1 protein-coding gene is annotated in these 4,098 nt (G+C 36.6%); it reads right to left on the minus strand.

Annotation, left to right across the window (positions count from 1 at the left end; all coding sequences use genetic code 11):
* On the minus strand, positions 1-4,098 hold a 4,098-nt coding region (gene ebh, locus IDG60_RS07915; RefSeq protein WP_206160601.1), incomplete at both ends, for a hyperosmolarity resistance protein Ebh.

A 4,098-nucleotide genomic window follows, 5' to 3' on the forward strand; every position in this document is an offset into this window, starting at 1 on the left:
CTAACGTTACATAGTCAGGCTTATTCGCAATTGTCCATTGATTATTTTGACCACGAACAACATTAATTGTCTTACTATGTTCTGCACCATTACCCACTTTTTCAGTGTAAGCAATATCCATTGCTTGTGTTGGATTAATTAAATGTCCTGATGGATTATTAGGCGTGATATCAATATGACCATTTTGCCAAATTTTCGTAGTCGCTTGGTTCGGTTGTGGTGCGACAACTGTGAAATCATCACTACGTTGCTCGTCACTGATTGTTTCGCCACTACCTTGTGTTGCAACAACTTGAATTGTATCAGCAGGATTGAAAGTACCTGCTGCCACAGTAATACCATTATTAGTTCCAACAATACCTGTTACATTAGCTGCTGATGCTTCTTTCACCCATGGGCTCGTATTATTACGACGTGTAAATGTCGTTACAACATTTCCATTACGTTTAATAACTAATTTGTCAGCATATGTCGTAACATTACCAGCATGAGTATTGACTGTTTGGTTCGCACCAGGTGCAATTGTAATCGCTCCTGCCGCTGTTTCAGTGACAGTTGGTTTCGCTGGTTGAACATCTTTTACTACAAATTTCGCTGGTAAAGATGTTGCAAATGTATGTCCATTATAGATGACATCATATTTTGCATTAACGACTTGTGCAGTATTTGGTTTATTCATTGCTGCCCAGTTTGCATCGTTTGTACCCGTAGTATCACGATTCCATTTATACGTAAATCCATCTGTTGGTAAACCTGAAGCGTTTTGCATATGTGCATATCCTGATGCTTGCGTACCACTTGCTAAAGTGCCACCAACTGTTGTTGTATAAGTAGTTTGAGGGAATTCAAATTGATATACGTTCACAGTTACAGGAACTCGTTTAGCAGCTGAAATACCTGGATATGTGACATCGACATTTAAATGTTGAACGCCTGCTTGCTGGTTATTTGGTTGTTGTCTATTTGCCCATGCTGCTGTAATACCATTCGTATTAGTATTTGGATCAAATGTAATGTAATCAATAGCGTTTGTACCATGTGTCAAATTTTGACCTTTCACATCACGTGATGGCGCCTTAGCATTAGCAACTGGATAAACTTTGACTGGAACTTCAACATTACGCGTACCTTGACCACTAGGTAATGTTACAACCGCAGTTTTATGTGTGTTGCCGACTGTATTCTTCCATGTATCTGGACTATCATGCCATGCGACCGTTGCCCCATGTGGCGGATTTTGAATAAATCGTTCTACATGACCGAAATCAAAACCGTCGCCACCTTTAATAAATACAGCGCCTTCAGTAGTTGCTTGTAATTGTGGTGTTACTGTAACAGAAGCACTATCATTTGAATCAACAGATTCATTTCTTGTTACTGTAACAACTTGACCATGTTCGTCTTGCGTCGTATACGTCACATTGTTCATTGAAATTGAAGATTTTGCTTTAATTCCGCCATTTGGTAACGCGTCACTTACTGTCACAACCGAACTAAAACCACTACCATGAGTAATATTTGTGACATTTAATGGTGTATTATCTGCTTTAAATAATTTTACTGACGAGTTATTTAATACGTTATTAACTTTAATTTCTTGGTTTGTAAGACCTGCTTTATATGTCACAGAGTTTGCGTCAATTCTTGGTGGGTCAGGTTTAACTTTAGATAAAATAGTTAAATCTTCAGTTTGTCTATTATCATAAGTCACTCTAATAAGACGCGTTGATATACCTACAACATCTTTGTTAGGACCATATGTTCCAACAAATTGAAAATTCATATGTTGCGCATTTGTCGACCAAGAATTATTTACTGGCTTAACATATTGTTTCGCATCATACATATCTGAAACACCTGGGTATAAAACACCTCTGGCTGTTTCAAAGACATGTTTCGGTACAGTTCTTACTACTTTATATGTTGCTGTTTTCGTAATCGGCGTTGTTTCGCCATCAATTAAGATATGTGCAGTTACTGTTATATCTTCACCAATACGTGTATTATCTTTATTTGGCGCTTGTCCACTTACCCATGTAATCGTTGCATCTGGAATGGCACTACCATTAGATAACTTAAAGTAATCTGCTGCACTAGAACCATTACCTGCTGGGAAGTCTTGGCCTTGTACAGTGTAATGCGAATGTGCAACGATTTCTGGAATGACATGCTTTACAGGTACAGTCACTGTTGATGTTGTTCCATCTTGATGAGTAACAGTTACTGTGACATTGGCATTATTTCCAGTACGACTGACATTACTAACTGTTTTACTAGTGATTTCATTTGCGCTTGCTGTTGCATAGTTTCTATTTGGTGCATTACTTGTAAACGTTAACGAATTAATAATTGTCGTTTGATCAGCTTGTGATACTGTCACATTATTCGAAATATTGGCAATTCTAACAGGATTAGCAGCCGTTGATGAAGTACCAACTCGATATTTATCACGCAAAGGTTTCACTGTTACATTGAATGAAGTTGTAGCTGTATTACCACTTGTATCAGTTGCTAATAAATTGATTGTCTTACTAGTTGCTGATGTCACATTTGGTGCCGTTGCAGAAACATGTTGATGGTTATTATCAACAGTACCTGTAATTTGTGATGTATTTGGTACAGTTACCGATTGCACACCAAAGTTATCATTCGCTGTAATCGTATTTGTAAATGTTTCACCTGAGAACACTTGATGATTAGTGTAATTACCTACTGAAATTGTTGGATTCACTAAGTCACTTGGTACAAAATAAATGTTAATAGCGTCAGTAGTATTTCCTGTATTTTGATTTAAATGTTCAACATATTGTTTTGGACCATATGGCGTTAAGTATAACTGCGCTTTATAAACTGCATCACTTGCATTATGTGTAGAATTACTTTTTACAACGTGGTCAATTGTAAATGCGCCAGCACCATTAGCTGCCGGTTCGTTTACGTTAACAACAGTTGAGTTACTATGGTTTGCACGAGTATTTGAATTTGTAACAGGTTGCCCACCATAACCGTTTGAAGGGTTGATGATGTCTAATATTTGAATCACTTGACCATTCAACGTAAATTGACGTTGACCATCAGTTGTCGCATTTGATTGTGAATAACCAGTTGTTCTATAGTTTGGTCTTCCACCTGCTTCTGCTTGTGCTTTTTCATTACCAGTAATATTATTACGCAATCCAGGCACTGTAGTAGTCGCTTTTAGCATCGTTAAAATATCATTAGTTGTAATTTGTGTGCCTAATGTAGCATCATAACGATAAATTAAAGATTTATGGTCATCGGACCATGATAAACCACCATCTGTTGGTCTGTTTGCAATTTTTGCATTCGTCCATGTCACTGTATAATCTTGTGGGAAATTAACCCAACGCAAGAAATTCATATTAGCTAGGTTAGACGCGAATGATTTCGTTAATCGACCTTTATTAATATTTACTGTAATAGTACTTACATTAGCACCATTAGGTGTATTTGTAACTGAAATATCACCTTCGGCAAGCGTAATTACATCTCTATTTGCATTAATAAAAGCTTGTTTTACTTTTGAGATTTCATCAGTGGTTAAATCATATGTTGACGTACGATAGACACGTTGATCGCCTTCAGGTTGTTTCACATCAACGATTTTTAAACTAATATAGAAATCTTCAGTGTCTTTATGATATGCATTTGAAGCAACTATATGATATAACTGCGTACCTGCATTCATTTGACTAACTTCTTGTGCAGTTGGAATAGTTCTATCAGATGTAATATTTGTAAATGTGCCATTTGGAATAGCTTGTCCATTACTTAAAGTAAAATATTGTTTAATATCACCAATATTAAATGATTGTCCTTTAGCAATCGTTACCGTTGCTGTTTTAGCAGCATTGGCAGTTTGATATTCAGATTTCACAACTGGTTCGTATGTCATCACATTTGTAGCATCAAGCGTTGTTGATGAGCCATCACGGTAATGTAATGTGACGTTACCATTATTATCGACAGTTACTGGATCAGTTGATGCTAAATATCCTCTTATATTTTGGTTTTTATTCATAAAGGCAGTAATTATGCTTTGCTTTTCATCATTAGATACAGCAGTCGGATTGACTA

This window comes from Staphylococcus sp. EG-SA-2, from assembly GCF_017152085.1.